The 25,020-nt window shown below is 60.7% G+C and carries 19 protein-coding genes; 5 read left to right on the forward strand and 14 right to left on the reverse strand.

The window, feature by feature from the left end; genetic code table 11:
• Window positions 1-69: 69 nt before the first annotated feature.
• The 4 genes from RFN28_RS05315 to hxsB all read right to left on the reverse strand — a co-directional run bounded on the left by RFN28_RS05315 (window position 70) and on the right by hxsB (window position 5,665).
• Complete coding sequence (locus RFN28_RS05315) at window positions 70-2,334, reverse strand: hypothetical protein (RefSeq protein ID WP_320286323.1); 2,265 nt, start codon at window positions 2,332-2,334, stop codon at window positions 70-72.
• 273 nt (window positions 2,335-2,607) lie between these two features.
• A complete protein-coding gene (gene hxsA, locus RFN28_RS05320) occupies window positions 2,608-3,153 on the reverse strand; it encodes a His-Xaa-Ser repeat protein HxsA (protein WP_320286324.1) in 546 nt (181 codons plus the stop codon).
• Window positions 3,150-4,259, reverse strand: coding sequence for a His-Xaa-Ser system radical SAM maturase HxsC (gene hxsC, locus RFN28_RS05325; protein WP_320286325.1), 1,110 nt, complete (start codon window positions 4,257-4,259; stop codon window positions 3,150-3,152). Before hxsC ends, hxsA begins: the two co-directional genes overlap by 4 nt.
• A complete protein-coding gene (gene hxsB, locus RFN28_RS05330) occupies window positions 4,256-5,665 on the reverse strand; it encodes a His-Xaa-Ser system radical SAM maturase HxsB (RefSeq protein ID WP_320286392.1) in 1,410 nt (469 codons plus the stop codon). The genes hxsC and hxsB overlap by 4 nt, the downstream gene beginning before the upstream one ends.
• 598 nt (window positions 5,666-6,263) lie before the next feature.
• Here hxsB and RFN28_RS05335 point away from each other — a divergent pair.
• From RFN28_RS05335 to RFN28_RS05345, 3 genes are read left to right on the forward strand one after another with little or no spacing between them, the layout of a single operon-like run.
• Entirely contained in the window at window positions 6,264-7,169 is a 906-nt protein-coding gene (locus RFN28_RS05335; RefSeq protein WP_320286326.1) for a restriction endonuclease, read from the forward strand.
• A gap of 10 nt (window positions 7,170-7,179) precedes the next feature.
• Window positions 7,180-8,373: a hypothetical protein gene (locus RFN28_RS05340; protein WP_320286327.1), complete on the forward strand. Its 1,194-nt coding sequence runs from the start codon at window positions 7,180-7,182 to the stop codon at window positions 8,371-8,373.
• 15 nt (window positions 8,374-8,388) lie between these two features.
• The gene (locus tag RFN28_RS05345) at window positions 8,389-8,976 is read left to right on the forward strand and encodes a hypothetical protein (RefSeq protein ID WP_320286328.1); all 588 of its coding nucleotides are present in this window, start codon (window positions 8,389-8,391) and stop codon (window positions 8,974-8,976) included.
• A 205-nt stretch (window positions 8,977-9,181) separates the two neighbouring features.
• On the opposite strand, the gene RFN28_RS05350 is transcribed toward RFN28_RS05345, so the two are convergent.
• From RFN28_RS05350 to RFN28_RS05360, 3 genes are all read right to left on the reverse strand, one after another.
• Complete coding sequence (locus tag RFN28_RS05350; protein WP_320286329.1) at window positions 9,182-11,029, reverse strand: S1 family peptidase; 1,848 nt, start codon at window positions 11,027-11,029, stop codon at window positions 9,182-9,184.
• Between the two features lie 327 nt (window positions 11,030-11,356).
• The gene (locus RFN28_RS05355) at window positions 11,357-13,033 is read right to left on the reverse strand and encodes a RecQ family ATP-dependent DNA helicase (protein ID WP_320286330.1); all 1,677 of its coding nucleotides are present in this window, start codon (window positions 13,031-13,033) and stop codon (window positions 11,357-11,359) included.
• 197 nt (window positions 13,034-13,230) lie between these two features.
• Window positions 13,231-13,761: a hypothetical protein gene (locus RFN28_RS05360; RefSeq protein WP_320286331.1), complete on the reverse strand. Its 531-nt coding sequence runs from the start codon at window positions 13,759-13,761 to the stop codon at window positions 13,231-13,233.
• Between the two features lie 473 nt (window positions 13,762-14,234).
• Here RFN28_RS05360 and RFN28_RS05365 point away from each other — a divergent pair, with 473 nt between their 5' ends.
• Together RFN28_RS05365 and RFN28_RS05370 are read left to right on the forward strand one after the other, a co-directional pair.
• Complete coding sequence (locus tag RFN28_RS05365; protein ID WP_320286332.1) at window positions 14,235-14,675, forward strand: Ros/MucR family transcriptional regulator; 441 nt, start codon at window positions 14,235-14,237, stop codon at window positions 14,673-14,675.
• A 34-nt stretch (window positions 14,676-14,709) separates the two neighbouring features.
• Window positions 14,710-15,240 carry a hypothetical protein gene (locus RFN28_RS05370; RefSeq protein ID WP_320286333.1) on the forward strand — a complete coding sequence of 177 codons (531 nt, stop codon included), beginning with the start codon at window positions 14,710-14,712 and terminating at the stop codon, window positions 15,238-15,240.
• A 227-nt stretch (window positions 15,241-15,467) separates the two neighbouring features.
• Here the strand turns inward: RFN28_RS05370 and RFN28_RS05375 are convergent, their stop codons facing one another.
• From RFN28_RS05375 to RFN28_RS05405, 7 genes are all read right to left on the reverse strand, one after another.
• Complete coding sequence (locus tag RFN28_RS05375; RefSeq protein ID WP_320286334.1) at window positions 15,468-16,010, reverse strand: DUF4142 domain-containing protein; 543 nt, start codon at window positions 16,008-16,010, stop codon at window positions 15,468-15,470.
• A 339-nt stretch (window positions 16,011-16,349) separates the two neighbouring features.
• Window positions 16,350-17,366 carry a L,D-transpeptidase family protein gene (locus RFN28_RS05380; protein WP_320286335.1) on the reverse strand — a complete coding sequence of 339 codons (1,017 nt, stop codon included), beginning with the start codon at window positions 17,364-17,366 and terminating at the stop codon, window positions 16,350-16,352.
• 196 nt (window positions 17,367-17,562) lie between these two features.
• Window positions 17,563-19,401, reverse strand: coding sequence for a peptidoglycan L,D-endopeptidase MepK (gene mepK, locus RFN28_RS05385; protein ID WP_320286336.1), 1,839 nt, complete (start codon window positions 19,399-19,401; stop codon window positions 17,563-17,565).
• Between the two features lie 417 nt (window positions 19,402-19,818).
• Entirely contained in the window at window positions 19,819-20,256 is a 438-nt protein-coding gene (locus RFN28_RS05390) for a YqaA family protein (RefSeq protein WP_320286338.1), read from the reverse strand.
• Between the two features lie 17 nt (window positions 20,257-20,273).
• Window positions 20,274-21,863, reverse strand: coding sequence for a multicopper oxidase family protein (locus RFN28_RS05395; protein WP_320286340.1), 1,590 nt, complete (start codon window positions 21,861-21,863; stop codon window positions 20,274-20,276).
• 51 nt (window positions 21,864-21,914) lie between these two features.
• Complete coding sequence (gene cueR / locus RFN28_RS05400; RefSeq protein WP_320286341.1) at window positions 21,915-22,376, reverse strand: Cu(I)-responsive transcriptional regulator; 462 nt, start codon at window positions 22,374-22,376, stop codon at window positions 21,915-21,917.
• Window positions 22,377-22,431: 55 nt separating this feature from the next.
• Window positions 22,432-24,894: a heavy metal translocating P-type ATPase gene (locus RFN28_RS05405; RefSeq protein ID WP_430677324.1), complete on the reverse strand. Its 2,463-nt coding sequence runs from the start codon at window positions 24,892-24,894 to the stop codon at window positions 22,432-22,434.
• Between the last annotated feature and the right edge of the window lie 126 nt (window positions 24,895-25,020).

Below are 25,020 nucleotides of genomic sequence, written 5' to 3' on the forward strand. Positions count from 1 at the left end.
ATCGAATCCGCAGAGTTGCGGGCCACCGCAGGAAGCCATGGGGATCCAAGCGGCTAACCGAAACTCCGGCTATGAGCGCTCCGACAGAAGCACGGCTTCGAAGGGCCGACCCCAAGTTTCGACCCCGCGGGCGAAGACCACACATGCATTCAGGCCGTCCTCTTCGATCGCACGGGTTGCCAGACTCTCCATCCGTCGGCGATAGCTGTCGCGGTGCTGTTCAGGAAAGAGGTAGAAGACGACGCGCGCCTGTCGGTCTTCGGGAGGATGAACGCGCAGAATGCACAGGTGGTCCGGATCCCGGAAATTGCGCCGCACGTTATGGCGCAGCTTCATCAGAGATTTTTCGATGGCCTTCTGTTCCGCGGGATCGGCGCATGAAAGCAGATGGAAGCCAATCAACGTCCAGCCCGGCGGCTTTACCGTCGTGAGCCGTGCCAGGATCGCGCGGAAGAGGGGTCGCAGTTCCATGGTGGGCTTCGGCACTTCGATCCCGTTATCCCTGCCCATGTAGTAGCGGTCGATCGGCGCGGACATGCCGGTTGGCACGAAGAGGGAAATCTCATCATGCAATTGGCGCAGATTGAACCCGGTCGAGAGATATAGACCCAGGTAGTCGAGTTCGTCCGCGAGAAGGCTGTAATCCTTCTGCAAATACGCCCGCTCGCTCAGGTAGTGAAGGAAGAGCAACTGGTCGTCGAGGATGTCGGCTACGCAACGAAGGTCGGATACGAGGATCGTTGGGGCCAGCGAGTGTTCGGCAGGGACCCATCCGACCTTCTTGAAGTCGCCTTCGGCTGAACTCAGGACCGACAGGTCATCGAGCGTCACCGACAGGCGAATGACGCGGTCGGCCATGTCCGGGTCGATGCCTAGGGCCTTGACGGTGGAGATGGCCTCGGGATCGCCCGCTCGAGCGGCCAGGATTGCCTCTTCGAGACGCTCGGACTGAATTGATGGATCGAGAACCATATCGCGGACATGCTTCTTGATCCGATCGGGCGCTCCGCGCAGGCCCTGAGGCGTCAAGCGGTGCGATTTTGCCTCCGCGATCACCACCACGCGGTCGATCGTCACCAGCAAGTCGGTCTCGAATTGCTGGCCATTCTCCTTCCAGGCTACCCCAGATCTGATAGCGGCATCGGGGAGAGCCTTTCTGAAAACGGCCTCCAGTTCAGCTTCCAGAAACGCAGCGCGCCGTTCGTTCAGCTGCGTTTGCAGGCCGGCTTCCTTCGCCAGTCTCTCCATCACGCGATGTATATGGCTGAAGATCATCTGCGGGATCGGTATGAAAAATGCGTCTCCGCATTCGATACCAGGCCTGTCCCACACCGGATTGTCGAGGAGGAGATGCTCGGGCTTTGTCTCGGAGAGCGAGCCGGGCTTGTACGACAGCGCGCGGAACACAGCGGCGACGACATCCTCTGGCCGCCCAACAAGCCTTGAGATTTCCGCAGCCCTGAAAAGCGCGATCTGGTCAAGCCGCAAGTCCATGTGCGCGATTATCGCGGGCCGCAACATTTCCGGAGTGAGATTGCCGGGGAGGCCCGCGACGAATTCCTTGGCCGTGCCGACAAGATCGGGGACTAGCGTGTAGTACAGCTCGGCCATCTTCTTGACGCTGGAAGCTCGAATGATCGTCCGCACCTTCTCCCAGTGGGCACCCTGCTTCCGTTCGAATTCGGCGAGGACGGCCCGGGCGATCTCAATCACATCAGTGGCGCCGAAGCCATGGCGAGCGATCATGGCAGCATCAAGCGCGCCGTAGAGATCGACGGCCAGCTTGATCACATCCCCCTTGTAACCCCAGTTCCGCACCCCGTGCGTGTGCAGCCGAATCCTCTCCTGGAGCGAACGCACCGCGAGCTTTTCATGATCATCCTTGATGGCCTCGCTGTCCACGATGCGCTGAGCGAAAAAGGCCTCCGAAAGCTTTGGGACGGTCGTCAGAACGGAATGTAGCGCCTGAGGCAGCAGCACTCCTTTGCCCCAATCCGTCGCCGGAAGGGTCAATAACAATGCCTGGAGGATCTCGGCGTGGTGCTGGTGGATGTCTGGGAGCGCCTTTATCTCCCTCCCATCCTGTCCCAGGCGGACCTGAAGTCCGTAGCTCGCGAAGCAGGCCAGGATGGCCACGGGGTCGACGACGCGAAGCTCGTTCAGCACCGCCTGTACCAGCCCTGGGAATTTCGCAGCACCTTCCCTAGCGACTGCCAATGCCTCCTTCTGGAATTCAGCATGAACGGCGGGATCGACGCCTAAAGCGGTGACCTGGAATGCCGAGCTCTGGCGCTTTGGGAGGACGACATCGAGTTTGGAAGGTTTACGGCCCATTCAATTCCTGCACGCACGTCGATCAAAGCAATCCACAACATCGGAGAGAGCGACTGGTGCGACAACGCCGACAACACCGACAGCAGTCAGGCGCCCGCCAGATCCGCAAACTGCTGCAATTCCGGCAGCGCCTTCGGTGTCTCTGGATCGATGATGTCTTCCTTGATCATCATCGCGATCGAGCCGATCAAATCCGTCTTGCTCAAAGAATAATTCTTTACGATGGCCGAGTCCCGTAGATCGGTTGCGGCTGCAAACGCGCCCAAAAAGGCGCTAGCGCGCCTCAATCCTCAGCGCAGTCAGCGTCTCGGGCGTGATCGTCCCGGTCACCTTCAACGAGTAGTCTGCCTGCATACGCTGCAGCCCGGCCCTCAGTTCGGGATTCATCTCGCCGTCGATCTCGCCGCTGTAATAACCGAACGCCAGCAAGGCGAACTGGACCTGCTGGACGATTTCCTTGAACTTGTAGGCATTGCCCGGGAGCATCTTGAGCGGCGCCGGGGTAGGCGCGATCGCGGGCGCCTGATAGGTCGGCGTGGAAGTTGACGGGGCGCTGTATAGCGGGGCGGGTTGGCTCGGCGCCGGCGGGATGTAGGAATAGCCGCCCGTGGACGATCGATGACTCGAATGCGAACTATGGCTGCTGTGACTCCGATGCCCGGCCAGAGTGTAGAGGTGGTCGAGCTTGAAGATGTCGAAGAGAGTTTTCGCCTTTCCGACGCCGCCGTCCAATGTTGGCTTGGCCGGCAGCGCATGTGCATTGGCTGGCAAGAATCCCGCCGCGAGCAGCGACGGTATCGCGAAAAGCCGCTTCTTCATTGGATAGCCCCCAAGTTGCTGTATCCGTGGTTAGCTGGATGCCACTCGAAAAATCCCCCGCACCGAGCTTTCAACGAGCATCCGTCGCACTCCTCCCGGTAGGAGCGCTTCCAGTCGGAGATCGTGGCCGGCGCGAGATGGCGGTATGGCTCCGGTACCGTGCAGAGCGGGAAATTGTAGAGCAAGGCGTCGATCCCACGGCTCCGCACGAGATCGATGGAGCGGCCGACAACATCGAAGGCTTTTGAACTGTCGTAGAAGAGCGCCTTCCAGTTCATACGCCCGAAGCCGATGTTCTCCATCTGCATGACAGCCCATGTCCGGATGAACGGCAGAGCGGACACGATGAACCTTGCCAGGTCGGGCAGCCCATCTGCGTTCGGACGCATCAACACGGTGCGGAGCTCTACCTGGGCACCCAGACGGCACATCACAGCCAAATTCTCCAAAACCCGTACGTGTGCGCCCGCCTTTCCGACAATTTCGTCATGCACGCCGGGATCCCGGGAATAGAGCGGGATACCCCAGACCACCCTGCCCTGGTCGATGCGGCCCATCGCCTGCCGATCGACCTCTTCAAAATGCTGGGCGTTCGTCAGGACGTGAATGGAAAGGTCCGGGCGCGCCTCGAGCACGCGCTCCAGAAATCGGAACAGCTGTTCCTTGAAAAGCGTCGGCTCCCCGCCGGAAATCCCGATCGTCGCGCCTTCCGGAGAAAGCAGCGCCGCGGTTTCGAAATGCGGGAACAGGTCGACATGGTGCTTCTTGGGCGGCTGGGAGCACATCAGGCAGACCTGGTCGCATCGTTCGGTCACCAGGAAGGTGTTGTGATGCGACGCGCTACGAATGAGGCGGTCCGCGGTCCCGCGCCGCGGATTCACTAGCAGGACGTCTCCGTTGACCTTGGAGGGGTCGATGCCAAGGATTCGTATCGCACCGCCCTCGCCGACGTAGTCCGCACCTTCCGGGCCGACGCGCTCCAGCGCCGCATCGAAAGGATTCAGCTGTTCAGTCCTTTGCTCCCAGGCATCGGCCTCAAACGAGCGAAGTCGCACCACGAAAGGCTGGTCAGCGTTTGCCTCTACCTTAATGCGCAAGGGTATCATTGGTGCGTCGGCGCCATGCTGCCGTCCCAGCCACCCACGCCTAGCCATGCCGCCAGCGAGGCACGGGCAGGCTCGTCGTTGCGGTAAAGGACCTCGAACACCTTGTCGAAGATCGACATCTGCCGACCGCAAAACCATGTATCCGGCCGCGGAACGTCGATCCGGCCATACCGGGAGATATCGTCGATCACGTCCGTCCCGCAGAACGGCTGGTAGGCGCAGTGGATGCAGTCAGGGTCGAAGTGGTTGAACGCCCCGGAATCCAGGATATCGACCTTCGCCCGGTCGATTCCTGTCCCGACATCGCCGATGCTGAGATCGATGCGGCCGATCCTGGACAGCATTCGGGCTTCGTCGGTCGGGTAGAACCGGCCGTCATAATCTATGACGACGTAGTCGGAGGCGAAGAAGTTTGGGTTCCGTATGTCGACGTGATTGTCGGCGTCGAAACGGAGCACACGCTTGAGGGACTGGCTGAAGTAGTACTCTTCCATGAAGCGTCCGGTCCGGTGATTGCGGGCGATCAAAAGGTCGATGAATTCGGCATGGAGACGATTCCAGCGCGCGAGGACATTGTCGCCCTGCCGAATCTTTCGCGCGAATCCCTGGTGGTTGATCGGGCGCAGGTAAACCGACCGAATCCCGTAGCGCTCGTAGTTGTCGAGAAGCGCCTCGAAGTCCGGCGGATCAGCGACATCCACCGTCGGCAGTGCCGAGATTTTTCCCTTCGGATAGCGGGAAACGGCTGCCTCGAGGTTTCGAAAGAAGGCATCGGTGACTTCGCTTCCGTGCGTGCGCTGGCGCTCATGCGTTGCCGGGTCTCCATCAAGTGAGGTGCTGATGAAGGTGTCGGCGGCATCCAGGAATGCCCATGCGCGCGAATCCAGTCGCTGCAGGTTCGTGCAGACGACGAACTGCGATTGGGAAAACTTTTCCCGGCAGAAGTCGCGGACAGCTTCCAGCAAGTCGACCCGCAACAGGGGCTCTCCGCCCTGGAATTCGATCTTGACGTCGGGACCTTCAAGTCCGTCGAGAAACGAAAGGACGCCGGCGAGGATTTCGGCCGACCAGTCGAACCCGCGGGCATTTTCGGCAGCGCGGGAAACCTGGCAATAGCCGCAGGCAAGGTTGCAGCGGAGCGTCGGCACGACGATGACGTAATTCATTCTCGTCGGCCTCGACTGGCGCCGCGCCCACCTGTAGGCGAAAGAGGTCCATTGAAGGTCGAACTCCTTGTCGAAGCCGTGATTTCCCTCTCTCAGGAACGTCTCGTCGGCGGGGGACAGATTGTCAGTGATGTACCGATCCAGGAAGACGTGGCTGGACTTGAAAAACTCACCTGAGTCGTCGGAGAACAGCACCGAACCGTCTGACATCTCGCGGAACTTCAGCGGCCAGACGTTCATCGGGCTGTCACCGCAGCGACGAGCGCCTGGCGCATTGTCAGAGTTTCGCAGTAGATTTTCTCGCGGTAAACGGCGTGAAGAACGTCTTTGCGAAACTGATCTGCGGCAAGGCCGCCGGGTGAACTTACTGATATTCCACCGCTCTGCTTCGCGAGACGGCAAGCAGGGTAAAGCACCTGCAGCCGAAGCATCGCGGCATCGGCGTATTTCGCGAACTGCGGCGGAATCTCCACCACAACATCGACATCAGTAGCGTCTGGTAATTTCGCCATATCCCCACCCGGCGCGATAATGCGCGCCATGAACCGAACAATCAACGCATATTTGATGGAGTTCTGATGGACTGAATGTCCGGACGACGTTCCAATGGCAGGGCAGTCGCGACTGCGACAAGTCACGCGCGACCTTGCATCGAGGCACCTTCACTTCCGCCTCTGCAAGCTTAAGTCGGGCGCACCCACTGCGGCTATCGTTCTCTGCTACCGTCTGCTCCGAAAGTTTCTCTCTGACTCTTTAGCTGGTGACTGGAAAGACCAGCCGTCTTCGGCTTATGACAACGTTGGTGTACTCGCTCAAAGGCGATGCGAAGGACTAGCAAATGCCGCTTGGTATGAAAGAGGTGACTGCCGTTACCGAGATCGCCGACCTGCTTTACGGTTTTCTTCCGGGCAGCGGCAATTCTCGTACATCATTCCCCTTGGCCGCAAATGAAGCTGGCGTTGGGGAGTTCTGGCAGCCCGGCAGCAAGTTGCCATCGCTGGTCCAGCTTCTCTCCATGACGCTCGAGCACAGGCGAAACCGCTTTTGCCCGCTCATCAACGCAATCGTTCGCCAGTCGATGACCTGGCGGCGCGGGCATAACGATCCTTTGATGCGCGAGGAGATCGAGCACCTCAATACGCTGCTGCGCGGCGTTTCGTTCCGCATACCTGAACTCTCCGATGAATCATTCCTTGGCATGCTCCCCCGGCGCGACCCGCCTCCGCAGAAGGAAAAGGCGACGCCGGGAAAGCCGACGGCCGCGCAGCTTGCCTCGCTAGCCGGCCAGTTGATCGAGGTCAGCAAGCTGGAGCCGCAGCCGCGCGGCTACGCTTTCGAGAAATTCCTTCGGGAATTGTTTGATGCCTACGGCCTAGCGCCGCACGCTTCCTTTCGCTTGGTGGGAGAACAGATTGACGGGAGTTTTTCCCTTGACGGCGAAACCTACCTGCTTGAAGCGAAATGGAAGAACGATCTCTCCGGAATCGCCGACCTTCATGCCTTCTCGGGCAAGGTACAGACCAAGGCAAAGTGGGCGCGCGGCCTGTTCATCAGCCACACAGGCTTCAGCGATGACGGACTGACCGCGTTCGGCAGAGCGCCTACCTCGATTATCTGCATGGACGGGTTCGATCTGCACGAAACGCTGACCCGCCAGCTCCCTTTGGGAGACGTTCTGGCGAAGAAGATCCGCCGTGCGGCGGAAACGGGCGGCCCCTTCATCCGAGTGCGCGAGCTGTTCTGAATTCAAGATCATGCCGGGTAAACGCCACCCCCTTCCCCCCGAACTCGAAGGCGTGCGCGAAAAGGCGCGCCGAGCTCTTGGGCCCGTCAGCCCGGCGACCGAGAACACGCCGGCCGACAAGGATTTCCTGTTCAACGCCCGGCGCACGGACGCAGGCCGCAAGCTCCCGCCACAGCATCTCGTGTACTTCGTCCTGGCCGATCTTCTGGGCTTCAGAGATCTGGGACGGTTCGAGAAACTGGCATGGTCAATCCCGCTCGAATTCAACGGCCGCGCTTTCCTGGTCGAGCATCGGAAGTTCGGTGTCGGGGTCTTCGCGGCAGGCGGAGAGCGGGATGAGGCGGACGCTGCGAAGATCGTCAATCACATCCACAAAGCGGTGAAGGCCGCGCGGTCCTTTTTCGACTGGCTTGCCACGAAGGCTGTGGAAGACTCGGCAGTTAACGTTAGGAACAACAGCGCCTCGCTCTTCGAGCGTTTCGAGTACCTACGTGACCTTTATCTCGGAAAGGCAGAGGAAGCTGAAAAGCGGAAGGGCGAGCGTAACGTCACATCGGAAACCAACAAGAGGGGCTATAGCTGGCAATCAATATCCTATCCGGCCATGCGCATTCGAACCGAGGCAAGATGGCTCGGCCTCGCCGCGATCGAGGCCTTCTTCAGCTGGACGGAACACGTCCTGATCCATGTTGGCATCCTGTGCGGCATGCTCGCGAGCGCGGGCGAGGTCGCGCACGCCGCTGAAGCCGATTGGGCCACCAAGTTCAAGCTGGCGTTCGACCTCTCGGACACGCGTTCAAAAGAGCTCTATGACGAGTTGCTCAGAGTGCGCAAAGAGTTGCGCAATTTCGTGGCCCACGGCTCCTTCGGAAAGGAGGGCGAGGCATTCGATTTTCACTCATCGGCTGGCGCTGTGCCGGTTCGGCTGCCTGATCCGATCGGCAGCGGAACTTTCTCCTTCGGCCAATCTACCTCGTTCAATATCGAAAGCGCGCTTGCCTCGATTGCAGAATTCATTCCGTACTTGTGGGACGGGCCGCGCGCGCCCGCCAAAATCTACGTCCAGGAATATGAATTGCCACTCATAATGACGATGGCTCGTGACGGCACCTACGCAAATGCCATGGCCTCCATCGAGGCGATGAACCGTTTCGCGGATCATCTTGTCGGCGCTATGGACATCGCCGCGAACATGGATTGGTAAGCTAAAGGAGCTCGATTGTCTCACGAATACACAGCGCAGAGCCACGATTGGGATTTGACCCTGCACGCTGCCGGCGAACTGGTTAGGGCGGGTCTCGCGATGGATAAAAAGCCGCGGTCCGGCAGCCTATCGATGGGCTTCTCCTTTTTCACAGGGGGCATGGTTCTGGCGTTCGCCGCTATCGAAAGCTTCTCCGCGTCGGTTGCGTTCGCAATGCAATCGGAAGAGCGTTTCGCGGGCTTCGATTTCCAGGCGTACCGGACCAAGAGGGCGTTCTGGGACAAGATGGAGTTGCTGATGTCTGCGGCTGGGATCGAGGTCGACAAGAGCCGCGGACTCTTTCGCGACATCGGCCAGATGCAACAATGGCGCAATCTCGTGACCCACTCCTCTCCCTACGAGATCGGCCCGACGGAAATTGCCGACACGATCAAGGCTCCCGGTAGGTTGCACCGAAAGACCATGCATCGCGATTTCGCGAGAATGGCTGACCCCGAAAATGCCAGGAATTTCTACAACACCGCAGTTGCCTACATCGATTTCCTAAAAGCGCGAACCGGCCTCGACCCTCATACGTCGTCCACCTACAGGCAGCTCGAATGACTGCATCGGGGACAGGAGCGATCTCTCCTGCTAGGCCGGGCGAGTTCTAAGGGCTTGCAGTCGGCCGCAATTCGGCTTCGGCAGGGCACAGCGGATGCGGCCTGGCACACTCAAAATGGTTGGCGATGACTGTCGTTTTTGCCTGCATGTTCCCGGCGGCGCTGCCATTGGTGGAGATACGCTTCTAGTGATCAGCTCGCTGCGATCACTGCATCCGAGGCCGACATTCGATCGGAACGGAAATGGATTGGGCCTTTGCAGCCAAATCCTCCGGAGCCAGTTCTTGGTGAGCAGAGTCCGAGGAGAATTGGACTCCGCTTGCCTGGAGAAAACTCTCAACAATCGAAGCCTTGACCGCGAAATTCACGTTTTGGGCGATGTCATCCGTGATGGAAGCAAGCTTTAGGGCATCGATCTTCGAGACCACTATCCCAACAACGTTGCCGTTTCGGTCAACAAGGGGCCCTCCACTATTGCCGGGCTGAACCGGAGCCGAGATTTGGAAATATCGCGAGTCGTCGCCCAATCCCGCCATGGCCGTTATCGTGCCCCTGGTAAAGTTGCCAGAGCTTGCCAAAATGCCCCTGAGAGGGAAGCCGAACACGGCTATATCTTCACCCAGTCTGACGCCGCCTCTTAATTGTGCGACTGCCGCGCCGGCGCTGTTCACCTTTACTACAGCCAGGTCATTGATTGGGTCCCTCGCCATGACCCTTCCGGGAGTTCGTATCCCACCAATGGAAGTATCAACATCCTCACACCCTTTGACTACATGGGCGTTGGTCAGCAGTTGGTCACCTGATACAAAAAAACCCGTCCCCGAGGTCCCGGTCGCCGCCGCTTCGCCGCCTTGTGGCGAACTAGGCGTGCTCGGGACACTAGCCGGAGTCGGCGCGGGGGTATTTTCTACATAGGCATGCGTGTACGCGGCTTCCTGGAGATGTTGCGATAGACCTTCAGGAAACGGAAGCATTCGCTGTTTGTCTAACGGACACTTGGCGATGGGCTCATCGATCTCGCACTTGCTCACTCCGAAGTCCGTGTCACGCTGGTATGCCTGGAGCATTTTGTTCCAAGCGTCGGATCCTTCGTCTATCCTAACCTTGTCAGCTACCCAGGCAGCCAGAAAGCCGTTCTTGTTCCAGAGCGAAGGATCCAGCTTCGCCATAAACTCCAGACCCCTGGTGTCTTGAATTAGACGTGGCCGCGACTGGGTTTCCAGCGAAACGTCTCGCAGGCTACCGCCAACCAGCTTCTTGATGAGTATTGGCTGAAACGATTCTACATACGGCGCGAAGAGGTACAGGAACCCATTGTCGCCGTGAACGATTTCAGCGACCCCATCGCCGTCGACATCTTCAAAACCAGGGCCTCCGGCGTCGAGCGTTTCCAAATCGACGACCGACCAGTGGCCAGCCAAATCCGGCGTGACGGCCATCGTTTGTACGCAGCAGTGAGCTCCCCCAGTGTTTGCGTCGAACACCACATCGGGGAATTCATTGTCTTTGTTCAAATGGACGAGTTGGAGTGTAGAGGGATAATCCGCGGCCGTCTCGAACGTATAGCTCAGGTCAAAGGCCTGCCTGCCCTCGATCTGGCCGATCAGATGCGCTGTCCATCCATCGTGACCCATCCTCCGCTGGGCTACCACCGTCAAACGCCCCGAGGTCACCACGGCCGGACGTTCACTGGTCAACGAGCCTTGAGCAAGAACGGCATCTCGCGGCGCCCAAACTATTTCGGTGATGAATTTTCCATCCGCAAGGAAGGCATCACCGGGGAGTTGCAGCCACGCCTGCTTCTTTCTGATCTCCTGCATCGTGCCCTTTCGCGGTTCAAGAACGACGGCGAACCATCCATTCCTTGTTCGCACCGCCCGCGCGTCGCGACCGAAGTATCGCGCGATGCCGATTGCGTTGTTAATGTCTTGGGTGCTCGCTACCGCCACCCAATGCTCGCCCTTGGGCGCCTTGAAATCCTGGGCGGAGGCAATCGAAATCGTCGCCATCCAGAGCGCGATCAAAACCGGAAGACAACATAGGCGGGCGTTCATTCTAGGCAGCCCCTCAACACCTGCTTCAACCGCTGGATATTAGATCTTCGATCCTACAAAACTCAACTTGGGATTAAGAGCTTTCCCACTTAAGGTTTATATAAGTCCAGTGATCGACTGCTCAGCGCAAAAGGCATCGTCGTGTGACGTGGCAGCCGGGTTGGCTATTCGTCCCGCCAGGCAACTCGCCGCTCCCACCGGATCTCCTTCAATCGCCGGAAACCACCAAGGTCGAGGCCGAGCTGGCGATTGCCAGGGCGATGATCCGAGCAGGAAGAAGATCAGGCGCGGTCCGCTGCTATTCACGGGCCTCGTCGACCCGTAAACCTAGCCGGCAATGACACGGGCGACGTACCCCGCCCTTCCACGGCGTTTGATCTCCGCCTGGTTGCAATGATCGCAGCAGGCCTGGAAACGTCGAGTCTTGCTTCGGCTGCTGAATGCCCAATCCAGAATCCTGACCGAAAGGCTTGGGCGCCGGATGGCCTTCGGCCCCTGAAAATATTCGGAGATCGCGGTGCGCATGCAGGACCGTGTCCTCATCAGCTCGCTGACCTGATCGATCTGATGATGGCGCTGCTCCAGCATCTGCTCCCGGTCGAGCGCGAGGACCTGTGCTGCCTCAACCGTTTTCTCCGCCATGAAACGCAACCTTGAGATATCGCGGCCGACGCTCGAACCACTATGGAACATAACCGCCACGGAAGGCTTCCCATCCCTTCCGGCGCGGCCGAACTCCTGCAGCTGATCTTCGACCGACGCCGACTGCTGCCAATGGATCACGAGGCGGACGTTCGGGACGTCGAGGCCCATGCCAAAGGCATTGGTGCAGATGATCTGATCGACGACCGGCTTGCTTTGCCCAAGGAAGCGCTTGACGAGTTCCTGCCGTTCCCATGCGTTTCCCAGTTTGGAATGATAGAGCGGCACTTCAAGCCCGAGACTGCGCAGAGCCGCTTGCAGCTCCTCGCCGACGTTCGTTGACGGCACGAAGATCATCGCCTTCTGTCCCTGGAGCTGTGGCAACCGCAGGAGCGATGCGATTTCGACGGCTCGCTGATCGGCTGCACATCGCCATCGGAGGAGCGCGATATTCGGTCTGTCGACATCGCGCACAAAGACCTCGGCGTCCTCGATGCCGAGCGATTTCAGGATGCGCTGCTGCATCTCACGCCCGGCGGTCGCCGTGAACGCTAGGACGGGTGGCGCACCTAGCTTTTCGCGGACCTCCTTGAGGCGGCCGTATTCCCGCCGAAAGTCCCTGCCCCATTGATCGACGCAGTGGGCCTCGTCCACGACAATGAACGAAGGCCGCGTCTGCTTCAGGCGAGCACGTTCGCTCTCGCTCCTGACGAAGAAGCGCTCGGGAGCTAGATAGAGCAACTTGATCGCGCCCCGGCCCAGCAGCGAAAATCGGGTCTGTTTCTCCTCAACGCTTAGGTCGCTATTGATGAAGGTGGCAGGGACCTTTTTCGCCAGCAGATCGGACACCTGTTCCGACATCAGGGTCTTCAGGGGGCTGACGACCATGGTCAGGCCGCGGCGAAGCACGGCAGGCAGCTGGAAGCAAAGGGTCTTGCCCGATCCGGTCGGACTGACGACCAGGACCGATTTTCCCGAGAGCGCAGCCAGCACTATCGGCAACTGGCCTTCCCGGAAGCGGTCCTTCCCGAACAGCCGAAGGGCCGGGCCGAAATTGCCCACGCCTTCAGAAAACTTGCCTTCGGTATCCAACCAGCGAGCAAGCCTGACCGCCCATCGCTCGATAACTCGTCTCGCAAGCCCACCGGCCAGGTTTGGATGATGGGCTGCATGGCAGCCATCGCAAAGTGTGATCAGGTTCGAGAGCTCGTCCGTCCCACCCATCGATCTGGGCAACAGGTGATGGACATCCGCCTCGGCCGATTTCACCGGGGTCGAGCAGGAGACGCAGCGGTAGTGGTCACGCTCGAGAACCTGAAGGCGTATTTCCTGCCACGAATCGGCGGCAATAGGTCGATCCATTCCTGCTCGTATCCAAGCCCCCGAAAATCGATGGAAGTAGCAGAACAGGTTTTATGAAAGGCTAAGGCGACTTAGGTCGGGCATCTCTTCCCGACGACACGGCTGCACGCTGGCAACCGCATTATCGTCGAAAGCCGCGTTGGTCTCAGTGTTTTTGGCGAGGAGCCGCCCGAAAGGACGGCTCCGAACGGAAGACGCTAGGAGAGCGTGCCCGGGTCGACAGGCAACTCGGACCAGTCGAACGCCTCGCCCGCCTTCTGGCAGCGGTCGCGCTCGCGGAGATAGAGCACTTCCCAGCGCTGTCCGGTCCGCCGGTAGAAGCGAGCCAGGGCATCCAACGCGGGCTCGATATGCCCGAAAACCTCGCGCTCGATCTTCGCCTTCGACACGTCGCTTTGCGCGACTGGGACGGGCTTGCAGCCGCGCCGCAGCGGATCGCCGTCGTACGCCATCTCCGGCTTCAGGGTCGGGTCGTCCGGCAGGAAGAACACGGCCGGGCGCCAGAAGGTGGGGATCGACGGGAATCCGGGCATGAGCACGACCGCCGTCGCCCTCCGGGCATACGTGCAGTAGTATCCTGCGCGCGTCAGGCTCTCGTCATCGAGATGCCAGCCGTCGGCAGCGTTGCCGTCACGGAAGCGAAGGTCGAAGGCGCTAAGGGAAGCGTACTCAGGCAGCGGCTGTGAATGCGCGGCAATGGCCTGCTTGATACGAGCGGTGATATCCAAGATTTGGTTCCTTTCTTTGCACGATAAATGACGTCGCTCACCGGATGGCGAGGGTCATATGCGTGCGAAAGAAAGGGCGCTCTTGAACATGGTCGCTGACATACAAAAGCGCGCCGGGGGAGTCGAGAGCCCCTGCGACAAAAACTGAGCCATCTGAATGAAGGGTGAATCCGCCGTAAATGCCTTCGTTAGATTCTACAGAGCCGAGCCGGGTTTGATCTCTGCTACCCAGGGCAGCGATTACAACCCAATGGTGAGTACTCGACAACCTTTTCGACAGCGGCAATCCAGGTCGGGAAAACATTTCCCAAAATCCGCGGATTCCTTCGAGGACCGTTCAAGCCTGAAGTCGGTCGGCCTCAGCCGCCCGCAAAGGCGCCCCGGTGAACCAGTAATAAATGTGCAGTTCTGTCGTTGATTGCACGGCTTCGGGAAGTTAGGAAGACGGACGCACTTAAGCAGGAGAGTTTATTTTGTCCGACGAGACTATCAATCTGATCGAACTAACTGCCGATATCGTTTCCGCCTACGTCAGCAAGAACCCCGTACCCGTCGCGTCTCTGCCGGAACTGATTTCCAGCGTGAATTCGTCGCTCTCGAAAATCGGCCAGCCAACCGAATCCGAGAAGCCGGCCCAGGCTCCGGCAGTCAATCCGAAGAGATCGGTGTTCCCCGACTACATTATTTGCCTCGAGGATGGAAAGAAGTTCAAATCGCTGAAGCGGCATCTCGGCGTTCATTACGGGCTAACGCCCGACGAGTATCGCGAGAAGTGGGGATTGAAGTCGGACTACCCCATGGTTGCGCCCAATTACGCTGCTTCGCGCTCGGAGTTGGCGAAGTCGATGGGACTTGGTCGGAAAGCCCCTGCCAAGGCCGCAAGAAAGTCGACACGGCAAAAGGCTCGCCAATAAGTTGAGATTTGTAGGCGACAGGGAGAGGACATCGATGGAAAGGGCTTCACGTTCGGTTGCCGCAACTTTCCATGGCCTTGTGCTAGCCGTCTTCCTGCCGACGACGATGGCTCGTGCCGATTGGCAATTCACCCGTTGGGGCCAGTCGCCAGACGAGGTCTTGAAATCCAGCAAGATCGCATTGAGCCAAACGACGCCGGAGGAACAAGCTGGGCATGCGATCCCGCTAATCCGCGGCGCCGCGCTTCTGAACGGAATCTACGCGGCTCCGGAATTCAAGGCCCCGGTCTGGCTATACTTTGCCGACGATAGGCTGAGCGGCGTCTACCTTGAGATTGCCGATGGAGAAACCGCCTCGCTTGTCGGAGGTCGGCTTTCGAACCAATACGGAGCGCCCGCCGAGAAGAACAGCAGCACCCTAGGTGACTGCAACTTTTCGACCAAGACCTGGAATGACGCGCACCGCGGAAACCGGGTGCACTTCTCCTGGAACGTCTGCGAGAGCGGCTTCCACAATTTCGTGCTGATCTACACGCCGATCGAGCAGCCGGACAATGGGTTGTAGCAGCCGGCGGGCAGTCGCAAGCTCCTCAATGCGGTCGACGGTGTCGTGTGAACTCGCTCGTTGGCATGCCAGAGAATGTCCCTGAACCGCGGGAAATCGATGCGGGTGGATTGGGGCAGTTGCAGGTATGCCGAGGCTTGTGGCGAGCGAAGACACTGCTGTCGCCCGTCGACGACGGACTAAGGCTTCTGCGCTCGCGACTGGTTGCGTTTGCGATGTCGGCGGATTCACGACCCCTGATGCGCCAGGGTCAAAATCGTGGTCTGATCCTGCCTGAGGCTTGACAGTTCGTTGCTCGCGTATTGCCGAATTGAGCTGTTGCGGGAAGCGGCCGCCGCCTCGAAATGGGTTATGAAGTAGCGGTAGTCGCCTACTTCGTGGCGGATGAATCCTCTATCGAAGTCTGCGCTCGGAATCGATGTAAAGCGCCTTTGGACCCTGAGATGCGTCGCCGACAGCCTGTTCGAAAGCGGAACGCCCAACCGGTTTGAAATTAGTCTCAGCCTGGACTCTGCCTGACGGTGTCGTTCGGTGAGATAAGCGCCAAGCTCCCGGATCGCGGGGGTTTGCGCCCGCCTTTGTGCAATCCTGCCCATATCCTGCTGTTGAATTTCGATTTGGATCGCCCACTCCAGGAAGGCGCGGTCAGAGCGGCTTTTGGAATAGGCGGGCGTGACCCCTGAAATTCCGGCGGCAACAAGCAGTCCAAGAAGTGCGCGGAGCGCCCCCTTGCCATAATGGGCAGCAACTCGAGCAAGAACGTGCTTCACGTCGTTTATCCGTGGTTATTGGCTTAAGGTCAGTCTAACAAAGCAGCCCGTGCAAGGTTCCCCTCCATGCGATGAAAACCGCGTGTTCCGAAGGCTGAGTGGGGGCGCGAACACCTGGGATCGCATCGCCTGCGAAGCAGCCGAGGACGCCAGCCCACCGCCCGAAGTCGACGACCAGTTCCAGCGGAAGTGGCCAAGGGCCACGCGCCGAGGTTCGATATCTGTCCGCAGGTTGTACTGGAACAGCGCTATTGCCGCGAGAACACCGGTGCCCGCCGATGACGAACCTCGGTCGACCTAGATTGGAGGTCGTCGCACCGGGATGAACTTGTCTTCGGATTATTCGCCGGGCTTGTGGGGATCGGCCAGCGCTGATTCAGGACGGCTGATCGGAACATCCGTCAAGGACGTTTCCTTCGCCAGCTCCTGGGCGCCTCGACGCTTCAACAGGGCACGGAAGCTCGGATGCATACCGCCGTCTAGGTAGGCATGTTCCGAAATTTCAGGTTTGCCTTGGAGAGCGGCCTCCATCGCCCTTGTGTCGGCGGCTTGCTTTGCAGCAACTTTCGGATCCCCGGTCCCGGCGCTTGACGATGGCGGACACGGCGCCAAGGGATCGCTGGGCTCGCCTCCATCAAATTCAGTGTTGAATGCGTAGTGCCTTCCGCACGCCGACACCTTGGGTTCGCGTTTCGTGACCTCAAAGTAGTCGTAGCCCTGTTTGATGTTGGTCCAGAACTCGAAGTTCGGGTTGCTGCGGTTCCGGGCCATGTTTTCCGGGGTCATATGGAATGGAAGTGACTGCACCTGAAAGGCTGTTTGGCCTCCCTTCAACGCCTCGCGGGCAATCGTATAGATTTCGGCGACTCCCTCGTCGGTCAGCGCGAAACATCCTGACGAGGAGCACGCGCCATGCACCATGATGGCTTCCCCCGTGTAGCCGAGGGCCTTTTCCAACCGGTTTGGATAGCCCAAGTTGAATGACAGATAGTATTGTGAATTCGGGTTCAGCATCCCGGCGGAGACATTGTAGAATCCCTCTGGAGCCTGCCGATCACCAGTCTTCGTCTTGGGCCCGAGCTTGCCAGACCATCGACACATGGGAAACGTTTTAAGAAGCGCATACTTTCCAGATCTATCGCGCTTCCAGACTTCAAGCTCGCTTTCGTCCTTGAAAATACGCACCAGGATCGGATCTTGCGCTGTCATCCCCTTCTTGGCCATTTCCGCCAAAAGCTTCGAGGACATCGGCTGGACGGCCTTGTTCTCGACCTCAAGCACGGTCGACACAGTGGAGACGCAGCCGGCGAGCGTAGCCGTCAACGCCAACGCCCAGACAGAAATTCTCTTTGACATGCCTTGAGCCTAGTCGGCGCGGACGAATCTGAACTTGTCCAGCGGTGTTGAACAGAAATTTGGCCCGTGATCAAGGCCGCGATTGTTCCGCACCGTGGTTGACGAACGGTTGATTTACAACGGCTGTCGGCGATTTCTGATCGAAGGCAGTCGCCATTCAGACAATAGGAAGCCGCCCGGACGGGGCAGCTAATTCTTAGTTCGTTTGGAAACGTGCGACCGAAAGAAACTTCACGGCATTGCCAGTGAAGCGGCTGGAATCGGGTGTCTGGGGATTCGTCTGGAAGCCCGCCGTATAGACCATGCTCGGCGGCGTGCGCACGATGTTATAGGCATAGCGCGGGGCGGTCGTCGGATCGGAAACGGTGGCGATGTTCTCGCCGCTGCCCAACGCCCACCTTGCAGCCTGCGGCGGCGTCGCCACCACCATCGCCTTCGGCCCGGGCTTCAGATCGTTGGCGGAAGCCCTCGCCTCCTTGCGCGCCGTCTTGACGCCTGCACCGATCGCCAGCGCGGGGTTGGTGCCGGCTGGACGGGCGGCGATGGCTTCACGTGGCGATGCCGCGTCGAGGCCCGACGGATCCGTGAAGGCGGAGCGCGGCTGCGGCTCGGTCAGCGACACCACCTGATATTCCGCGCCGCTCGCGGCGGCCTCGGTTGCGTTGGCCTGTTCGAGGACGGCCTTGATCTTATCCGGCTTGTCGGGTTCCGGCCGCGTTGTCGGCAGCACCGAGAACGCATCGGACGCCAGATCGTCGTACTGCCCCGTATAGGCCAGTGCTGTCAGAGCGTCACCATGCGTCGGCGCCGGTTCGGCCGGCAGCGAGCGATTTGCTCGCCAGGTCGGCAGCGGAATATTGCCGGCTATAACCTGCGCTGGATCGACGGTTCCGGTGGTAAGAGGATCGGCGTTATCGGTCTTCCCAATTGGGATACTCGCTGGGGCCGCTGCCTGCTCCTTGGTGGCCGATGCGTCGGCCGTGGCGAACGGCACGTTTTCAGGCGTCTGCTGGCCGGCAGCGGTCGTCGGCCTCGGCGCAGACGCCGGCAGCGGAATATCCTTCGGCGACAGCGCTGCGATGATCGTTTCAGGCGTGTCCTGCTGCGGCTGCTGCGAATCGTCCGCGCTGTCATCCGCGATCTGCGGGACGTTGGCGCGTTTGGCGTCCTGCGGTGTAACACTTGCGATGCCCGGGACATTGCCCTTTGCGCTAACCACCTGCTTCACAGCCTTCGGCTGGGGCGCGGGTTCGGCGCTCGCGACATCGGCGCTGTCGTCGGCCTCGTCCGCGCCGCCGCCGCCAAAGAGCGCGGCAAGCAGACCGCCGGACCGCTTGGTCGAGCCGCCGGCGCTGGCCAGCTCGATATTGGGGGTGCCGGCGCCCTTGCGCGCCTTGTAGGCGGCCACCGCCTGCTCATAGCCCGGCAGCGGCCGGCCGTCGCTCGGCACATGCAGCGTCTTGCCGGTCGGGAACAGGCTGACCAGCTCCTGGCGGCTGATGCCCGGCCAGTGGCGGACATTGCCGACATCCATATGGACGAACGGCGAGCCGGACCTCGGATAGTAGCCGACGCCGCCGCCCTGCATCTTCAGCCCGATGTTGCGCAGCTTCTTCAGCGGCACGCCAGGAATGTAGAAGTCCATCGCCTTGCCCAGCATGTGCTGGCTTTCCTTGGCCACGCCCCGGCTTCGGCTGCGCAGCATGGCGTTGGTGGAGGGCGAGCGATAGCCGCAGACGACCTGGATGTAGTCCGTCGCGCCGCTCTCGCGGTAGGCTTCCCACACCAGGTCGAGCAGATGCGGATCCATCTTCGTCGGCTCGTTGCGGCGCCAGTCGCGCAGGATGATGTTGATCTTGCGCAAGCCTTCCGGATCGTAGCGGCCATTGCGCTTGTAGACGATCTCGGCCTTTTCCCCCGTGTGCAGGTGATAGAGCTTCAGCGAACGGATTTCGGCCTTCGCGCCGGAGGCTGCTGCCGAGAGGAACCCGACGGCCAAAATCACAAACGTCAGCCACCTTGGCCAGACGCTCATGTGAAAATGCCGCCCGTTTGTGCGTCGTTCGACTTGGTTCAAATCAAAAGGCCTTGCAGGCTGCCGTTTGTCCCCGGATTTGCCCAAACGGATGCGTCGTTTTCACATCCGAATATCGATCCTAATGGTTAACCATTGCTTCCGCCGAATGCGATAGCGACACGAGTCGCCTCTCGAGTCGATCGCCAGATGCCCCTCTCCAAAGGAGCGACGGCCACAGGGCTTTGCGTTTGAAGCAAATTTGTGGCGAATCTCGCTCTGGACGCAGAACCGATCGCTCAAAGCCATACCATCTGCGCCGAGGTCATGCTGGAGGCGGACCCTACCAGCCCCAGACACTCATGGATCGTGGCGACCGCCGATGCATGACGACCTCAAGTGGGGGTGATGCGGCGCGGAAAGTAGATCAAGTCGCTCCTATGTCCACCACGCTAAGCCGGCAATAATCGCACCGTATCGCGCGGCCTTGCCGATCCCGACGAAGGCAACGAACGGTACGAGACGCACCCGGGCGCCTCCCGCGATGAGGGTCAAGGCGTCCCCGACCACGGGCAGCCAGGCGAATAGAAGCGACCATTGTCCGTAACGGTGGAAGATGCGGACCGCCCTTTCGTAGACACCCCGGTTTGTTCCGAACCAGCGTTCAGCGAGAAGCGTGTCGGCGCCGCGCCCGATCGCCCAGTTCACCACCGAGCCCGCCGTGTTGCCGATGGTCCCGACGACAAGCAACAGGCCCGGATCGCCACGGCCGGCGGCAAGCAGCCCGGCCAGCACCAGTTCCGACTGAGCCGGCAAAAACGTAGCGGCGACGAACGCGCTGACGAACAGCGCGCCATAGGGAGCGAGTGTTTCCACGTTGCCGCCAGCGCTGGTCAGGCTTGCACGTTGACTATCCCCATCATCCCGAGCTGTTCATGCTCGAGGATGTGGCAGTGGTACATGCACGGCCCAGGACGATCCTGGCGCAGCAGCAGACGCACCGTCTCGCCGCGCGCGACGTTCACCGTATCCTTCCAGGATAGGTAGTCCGCTCTCGAAACCTTGCCGCCCCGCTCGCGCTCGACGACCTGGAACTGGGTACCGTGCACGTGAAAGGGATGGTCCATGTCGGCTTGGTTGACCACTTCCCATAGCTCGACCTCGCCTGCTTTCGAAACGACGTCGATCCGGTTCATGTCGAAGCTAGCGTCGTTGATGAGGAACTCCATTTTCATCCCGCCTGCGCCCATCGACATATCCTCGCCGCCCATTTGCATGCCGTGCGAGTCCATTGACATGCCGCCCGAACCCATGGACATGCCGCCCATGCCCATGGTTTCGGTGAAGACGAAACGCCGGTTGGCGGCTGGAGCGCCGAGCGCAGCGATCGTGCGCAGCTTCCGAGGAAGTTCGGGGGCTGGCTGGGCCGGACTGTCCGAAACATCGACCGTGAGCAGCGTCAGCCCGGCATCCGCCGGACGGCCTGGGCCCATCCAGCCGCGGTCGTACTCTAGCGTGTAGAGCGTAATCGGGCCGGGCTTCTCAAAGGATACGATAAGTTCAAGACGCTCCGCTGGGCTGAGCAGGATCCCCTTCGCTGCCACCGGCGCCTCCAGCAGGCCGCCGTCGCTGCCGATGACGGTCATCAGCGCGCCATCGAAGGCAAGCTTCAGGAAGCGCGCGTTGGTGGCGTTATAGAGTCGGAAGCGCCGTTTGGCGCCCTCTCCCACCGAAAGCTTCGGGTTCTTCTGCCCATTGACCAGCACATGATCTCCGACCCGTCCGTTCATCAAGTCGGCCATGGTGCTGGCCGGCATGGTCCCGTCTGTCGCCAGCCTCAGGTCAGTGAGCATCAGGATCGTGTCGCCATATTCGGCCGGAATCGGATCGCTCTTGGGCTTGACCAGAAACGCGCCGGCAAGGCCGCGATAGACCTGCGCGGCCGTTTTGCCGTGCGGATGCGGATGGTACCAGTAGGCGGCGGCGCTTCCTTCCGGCAGGTCGAATGCGTAGGTCCGGCTGCTGCCCGATGCGACCGGGTCCATCGGGTTGCCGTCTTGATCGGCTGGCACCGGCATGCCGTGCCAATGGATCGTGCTTTCCTCGCCAGGGATGTTGTTGTTGAATTCGATCTCGACCCGGTCGCCCTCCTTCACCTCGATCAATGGACCGGGGTTTGTGCCGTTGTAGGCGAGGATCGGCGTATCCAGCCCTTCGGCGAAACGCGCCGTCGCCGGCTCGGCCGTCAGGCGCGCCTTGAAAGAACCGGGAACTGTCGATTCGTTCGCCAGCCGCGGCAACTCGCGCAGCGGTTCACCTTCCGGCAGCATAGGCTCGGCGTTGGCAGACGCTCCCATGTCCTGGCCGCCGCCCATGTCCATGCGTGGCATTTCGTGCTGCATGCCATCCATCTTCATCTGCGCGGCAGCGGAGCCTCCAACTGCCAGTGTGGTCAGGCCCATCAGGAAAGTGCGTCGGTGCATCAGTTATTCTCCTACGTCTTTGTCGAGTACGGCCGGGCCGAAGCCCAATGGCTACAAGGCCTGTCTATGCCCGGCCCGGTCAATGCGTCGTTTGGCCTGACCGGGCTTTGGCGGCGCGGCATTGCGGCCGTTCGATAGGTCTTCGATGATCGGGCAATGCGGTCGTTCATCGCCTTGGCAATGGTCGACGAGATGCCGCAGAACATGTGTCATGTCGCGCAGCTCGCGCATTTTCCGCTTGAGTTCGGCGATATGGTCGAGCGCGATCCGCTTGACGTCGGCACTGGCGCGCGACCTGTCGCTCCACAAGGCCAGCAGGTTGCCCATCTGCTCCACCGAGAACCCAAGATCGCGTGCGCGGCGAATGAAGCATAGTGTGTGAACGTCGTCTTCCGAATAGACCCGGTAACCAGCCTCGGTACGGGACGCGCTCGCGATCAGCCCGATCGATTCATAGTAGCGGATCATCTTGGCCGAAACGCCGGAGGCGTCGGCTGCCTCACCTATGTTCATAGGACGCTCCTTTTAACGTGTTGTAGGCCCGCCGGCATAAGCGCAATCACCAAGGTCACTTCGCCACCGCCAGCTCAGGCTGATCCAAAAATCTCCGGCTTGCCGCAAGCGGTGTCCGGAAGCGCTTCAGCCTGAGCGCGTTGGAAAGCACGAAGACGCTGGAAAGCCCCATGGCGCCCGCCGCCAGCATCGGTGACAGCAAGGTGCCGCTGACCGGGTAGAGCAGGCCGGCCGCCACAGGGATCAGCGCCGCGTTGTAAGCAAAGGCCCAGAACAGGTTCTGGCCGATGTTGCGGATGGTCGCTTTCGATAGCGAGATCGCATTGGCCACGCCATTGAGGTCGCCCGACATCAGTACCACGTCGGCGCTTTCGATGGCGATGTCGGTGCCCGTACCTATGGCGATGCCGACGTCGGCCGCGGCAAGCGCCGGTGCGTCGTTGATGCCGTCGCCGACGAAGGCGACACGGGCGCCGCCTGCGCCGAGCCTCTTCACAGCTTCGACCTTGCCGTCCGGCAGCACCTCGGCGACGATCTTGTCGATGCCGATGCGCCGCCCGATCGCTTCCGCCGTGCGGCGGTTATCGCCGGTCACCATCGCCACCTTGAGGCCAAGGGCATGAAGCGCACTGATCGCAGCCGGCGTCGATTCCTTGATCGGGTCGGCGACCGCGATGATGGCAGCGACGCGACCGTCGACGGCTGCATAGAGCGGGGTTTTGCCCTCGTCGGCGAGGCGCGCCGCTGTCGGGGCAAAGGCAGAGATGTCGAGGCCAAGCCTGTCCATCATGCGATCGGCGCCTGTCTCCACCAAGCGGTCATGCACTGTTCCCCTGACGCCGAAGCCGGGAACGGCCTCGAAGTCCGTCACCACGGCAAGCGCCAGACCGCGCCGTCTCGCCGCGTGCGCTATTGCCTCGGCAACCGGATGCTCTGAACGGGCCTCGGCGGACGCGACGAACCTTAACACTTCGTCCTCGTCGAAGCCGGCGGAGATGACGAAATCGGTCAGGTCAGGACGGCCCGCGGTGAGCGTGCCGGTCTTGTCCAGCGCAATCACGGAAGCGTCGCGCAGCGTTTGCAGGGCGTCGCCTTTGCGGAACAACACGCCGAGTTCGGCCGCTCGGCCGGTGCCAACCATGATAGAGGTCGGTGTGGCGAGTCCCATGGCGCAGGGGCAGGCAATGATCAGAACCGCAACCGCGTTGACGAGCGCGTAGGAGAGCGCCGGCTGTGGCCCGACCAGGAGCCAGATGCCGAAGGTGACGGCAGCGGCCGCCATCACGGCCGGCACGAACCATGCTGTCACCCTGTCGACCATCGCCTGGATCGGCAGCTTCGCGCCCTGGGCCGCCTCGACCATGCGGATAATCTGCGCAAGCAGCGTTTCCGATCCCACCTTTGTGGCGCGGAAGGTGAAGCTGCCGCTTTTGTTGATGGTTCCGCCGACAACCTCGGCGCCGATGCCTTTGGCGACCGGAACCGGCTCGCCGGTGATCATCGCCTCGTCGACGAAAGACGAGCCCTCGACGATCTCGCCGTCGACGGCGATCTTCTCGCCCGGCCGCACTACCACCAGGTCGCCGTGCCGCACTTCGGAGAGTGGAACGTCTTGCGTGACGCCGTCGCGGACGATACGCGCGGTCTTTGCCTGCAGCCCGACCAGTTTCTTGATCGCTTCGCCGGTACGCCCTTTGGCGCGTGCTTCAAGGAAGCGGCCGAGCAGGATCAGCGTCACGATCACCGCTGCCGCTTCGTAATAGACGTTGGCGGTTCCTTCCGGTAACAGGCCGGGCAGGAAGGTCGCGACGAGCGAATAGGTCCAGGCCGCCCCCGAACCAAGGGCGACGAGCGCGTTCATGTCGGGCGCGCCCCTGAACAGGGCCGGAATGCCCTTGCTAAAAAAGCGCAGGCCGGGCCCGAACAGCACGAGGGTGGTCAGGACGAACTGTATGCGCCAGTTCCAGTCGCTGAGCGTCATCATCACCCAGTGATGGAAAGCTGGCACCAGGTGCGAGCCCATTTCGAGAATGACGACCGGCAGCGTCAACACCGCCGCGATACCGAGCGCGCGGGCGAGCGCGTGCATTTCGGCTTCGCGACCCTTGCGCCTCCCTTCCTCCGTCGCATCGGTGGCAACCGGACGCGCCTCATAGCCCGCCTCTGAGATCACCTTCGCCAGCACCGAAACATCAGCAGCACCCGCGACCACGCGAACGCTCGCGCGCTCGGTTGCGAGATTGACGATCGCCTGCGTTACGCCAGGCTCGGCTTTCAGGGCCCTTTCGATGCGTGCGACGCAGGACGCGCAGGTCATGCCATCGATGGCAAGTTCAATCGTCTCCTCGCGCGCGGCAAAGCCGGCATCCGCGATTGCGCCGAGAACAGGGGCGAGGTCCGGCTTGCCCGCAAACGTCACTTCGGCCCGTTCGGTCGCCAGGTTGACCGATGCGTTGGCGACGCCCGTGGCCGCGGCTATCGCTTTCTCGACACGCCGTACGCACGAGGCGCAGGTCATGCCCTCGATTTCGATCTGGAATTTAGGTTCGCAATTCGGGACTGTTCCGGCGGATACGTGCTTCGTTACCGCATTCATCGTTTGGCAACTCCCTTTCTGGGTGGTTGCAGCAACAGATAAAGCTTC

It is taken from the genome of Mesorhizobium album, assembly GCF_033977205.1.
Taxonomy (GTDB): domain Bacteria; phylum Pseudomonadota; class Alphaproteobacteria; order Rhizobiales; family Rhizobiaceae; genus Mesorhizobium; species Mesorhizobium album.

Bases quoted from the DNA above. Each gene is read 5' to 3' on its own strand.
- RFN28_RS05370 (WP_320286333.1), top strand. From the start codon at position 14,710: ATGGAAAGGGCTTCACGTTCGGTTGCCGCAACTTTCCATGGCCTTGTG.
- hxsB (WP_320286392.1), bottom strand. From the start codon at position 5,665: ATGAACGTCTGGCCGCTGAAGTTCCGCGAGATGTCAGACGGTTCGGTG.
- RFN28_RS05395 (WP_320286340.1), bottom strand. From the start codon at position 21,863: ATGCACCGACGCACTTTCCTGATGGGCCTGACCACACTGGCAGTTGGA.
- RFN28_RS05340 (WP_320286327.1), top strand. From the start codon at position 7,180: ATGCCGGGTAAACGCCACCCCCTTCCCCCCGAACTCGAAGGCGTGCGC.
- RFN28_RS05335 (WP_320286326.1), top strand. From the start codon at position 6,264: ATGCCGCTTGGTATGAAAGAGGTGACTGCCGTTACCGAGATCGCCGAC.
- RFN28_RS05355 (WP_320286330.1), bottom strand. From the start codon at position 13,033: ATGGATCGACCTATTGCCGCCGATTCGTGGCAGGAAATACGCCTTCAG.
- RFN28_RS05405 (WP_430677324.1), bottom strand. From the start codon at position 24,894: ATGACCTGCGCCTCGTGCGTACGGCGTGTCGAGAAAGCGATAGCCGCG.
- cueR (WP_320286341.1), bottom strand. From the start codon at position 22,376: ATGAACATAGGTGAGGCAGCCGACGCCTCCGGCGTTTCGGCCAAGATG.
- mepK (WP_320286336.1), bottom strand. From the start codon at position 19,401: ATGAGCGTCTGGCCAAGGTGGCTGACGTTTGTGATTTTGGCCGTCGGG.
- RFN28_RS05380 (WP_320286335.1), bottom strand. From the start codon at position 17,366: ATGTCAAAGAGAATTTCTGTCTGGGCGTTGGCGTTGACGGCTACGCTC.
- hxsC (WP_320286325.1), bottom strand. From the start codon at position 4,259: ATGATACCCTTGCGCATTAAGGTAGAGGCAAACGCTGACCAGCCTTTC.
- RFN28_RS05350 (WP_320286329.1), bottom strand. From the start codon at position 11,029: ATGAACGCCCGCCTATGTTGTCTTCCGGTTTTGATCGCGCTCTGGATG.
- hxsA (WP_320286324.1), bottom strand. From the start codon at position 3,153: ATGAAGAAGCGGCTTTTCGCGATACCGTCGCTGCTCGCGGCGGGATTC.
- RFN28_RS05315 (WP_320286323.1), bottom strand. From the start codon at position 2,334: ATGGGCCGTAAACCTTCCAAACTCGATGTCGTCCTCCCAAAGCGCCAG.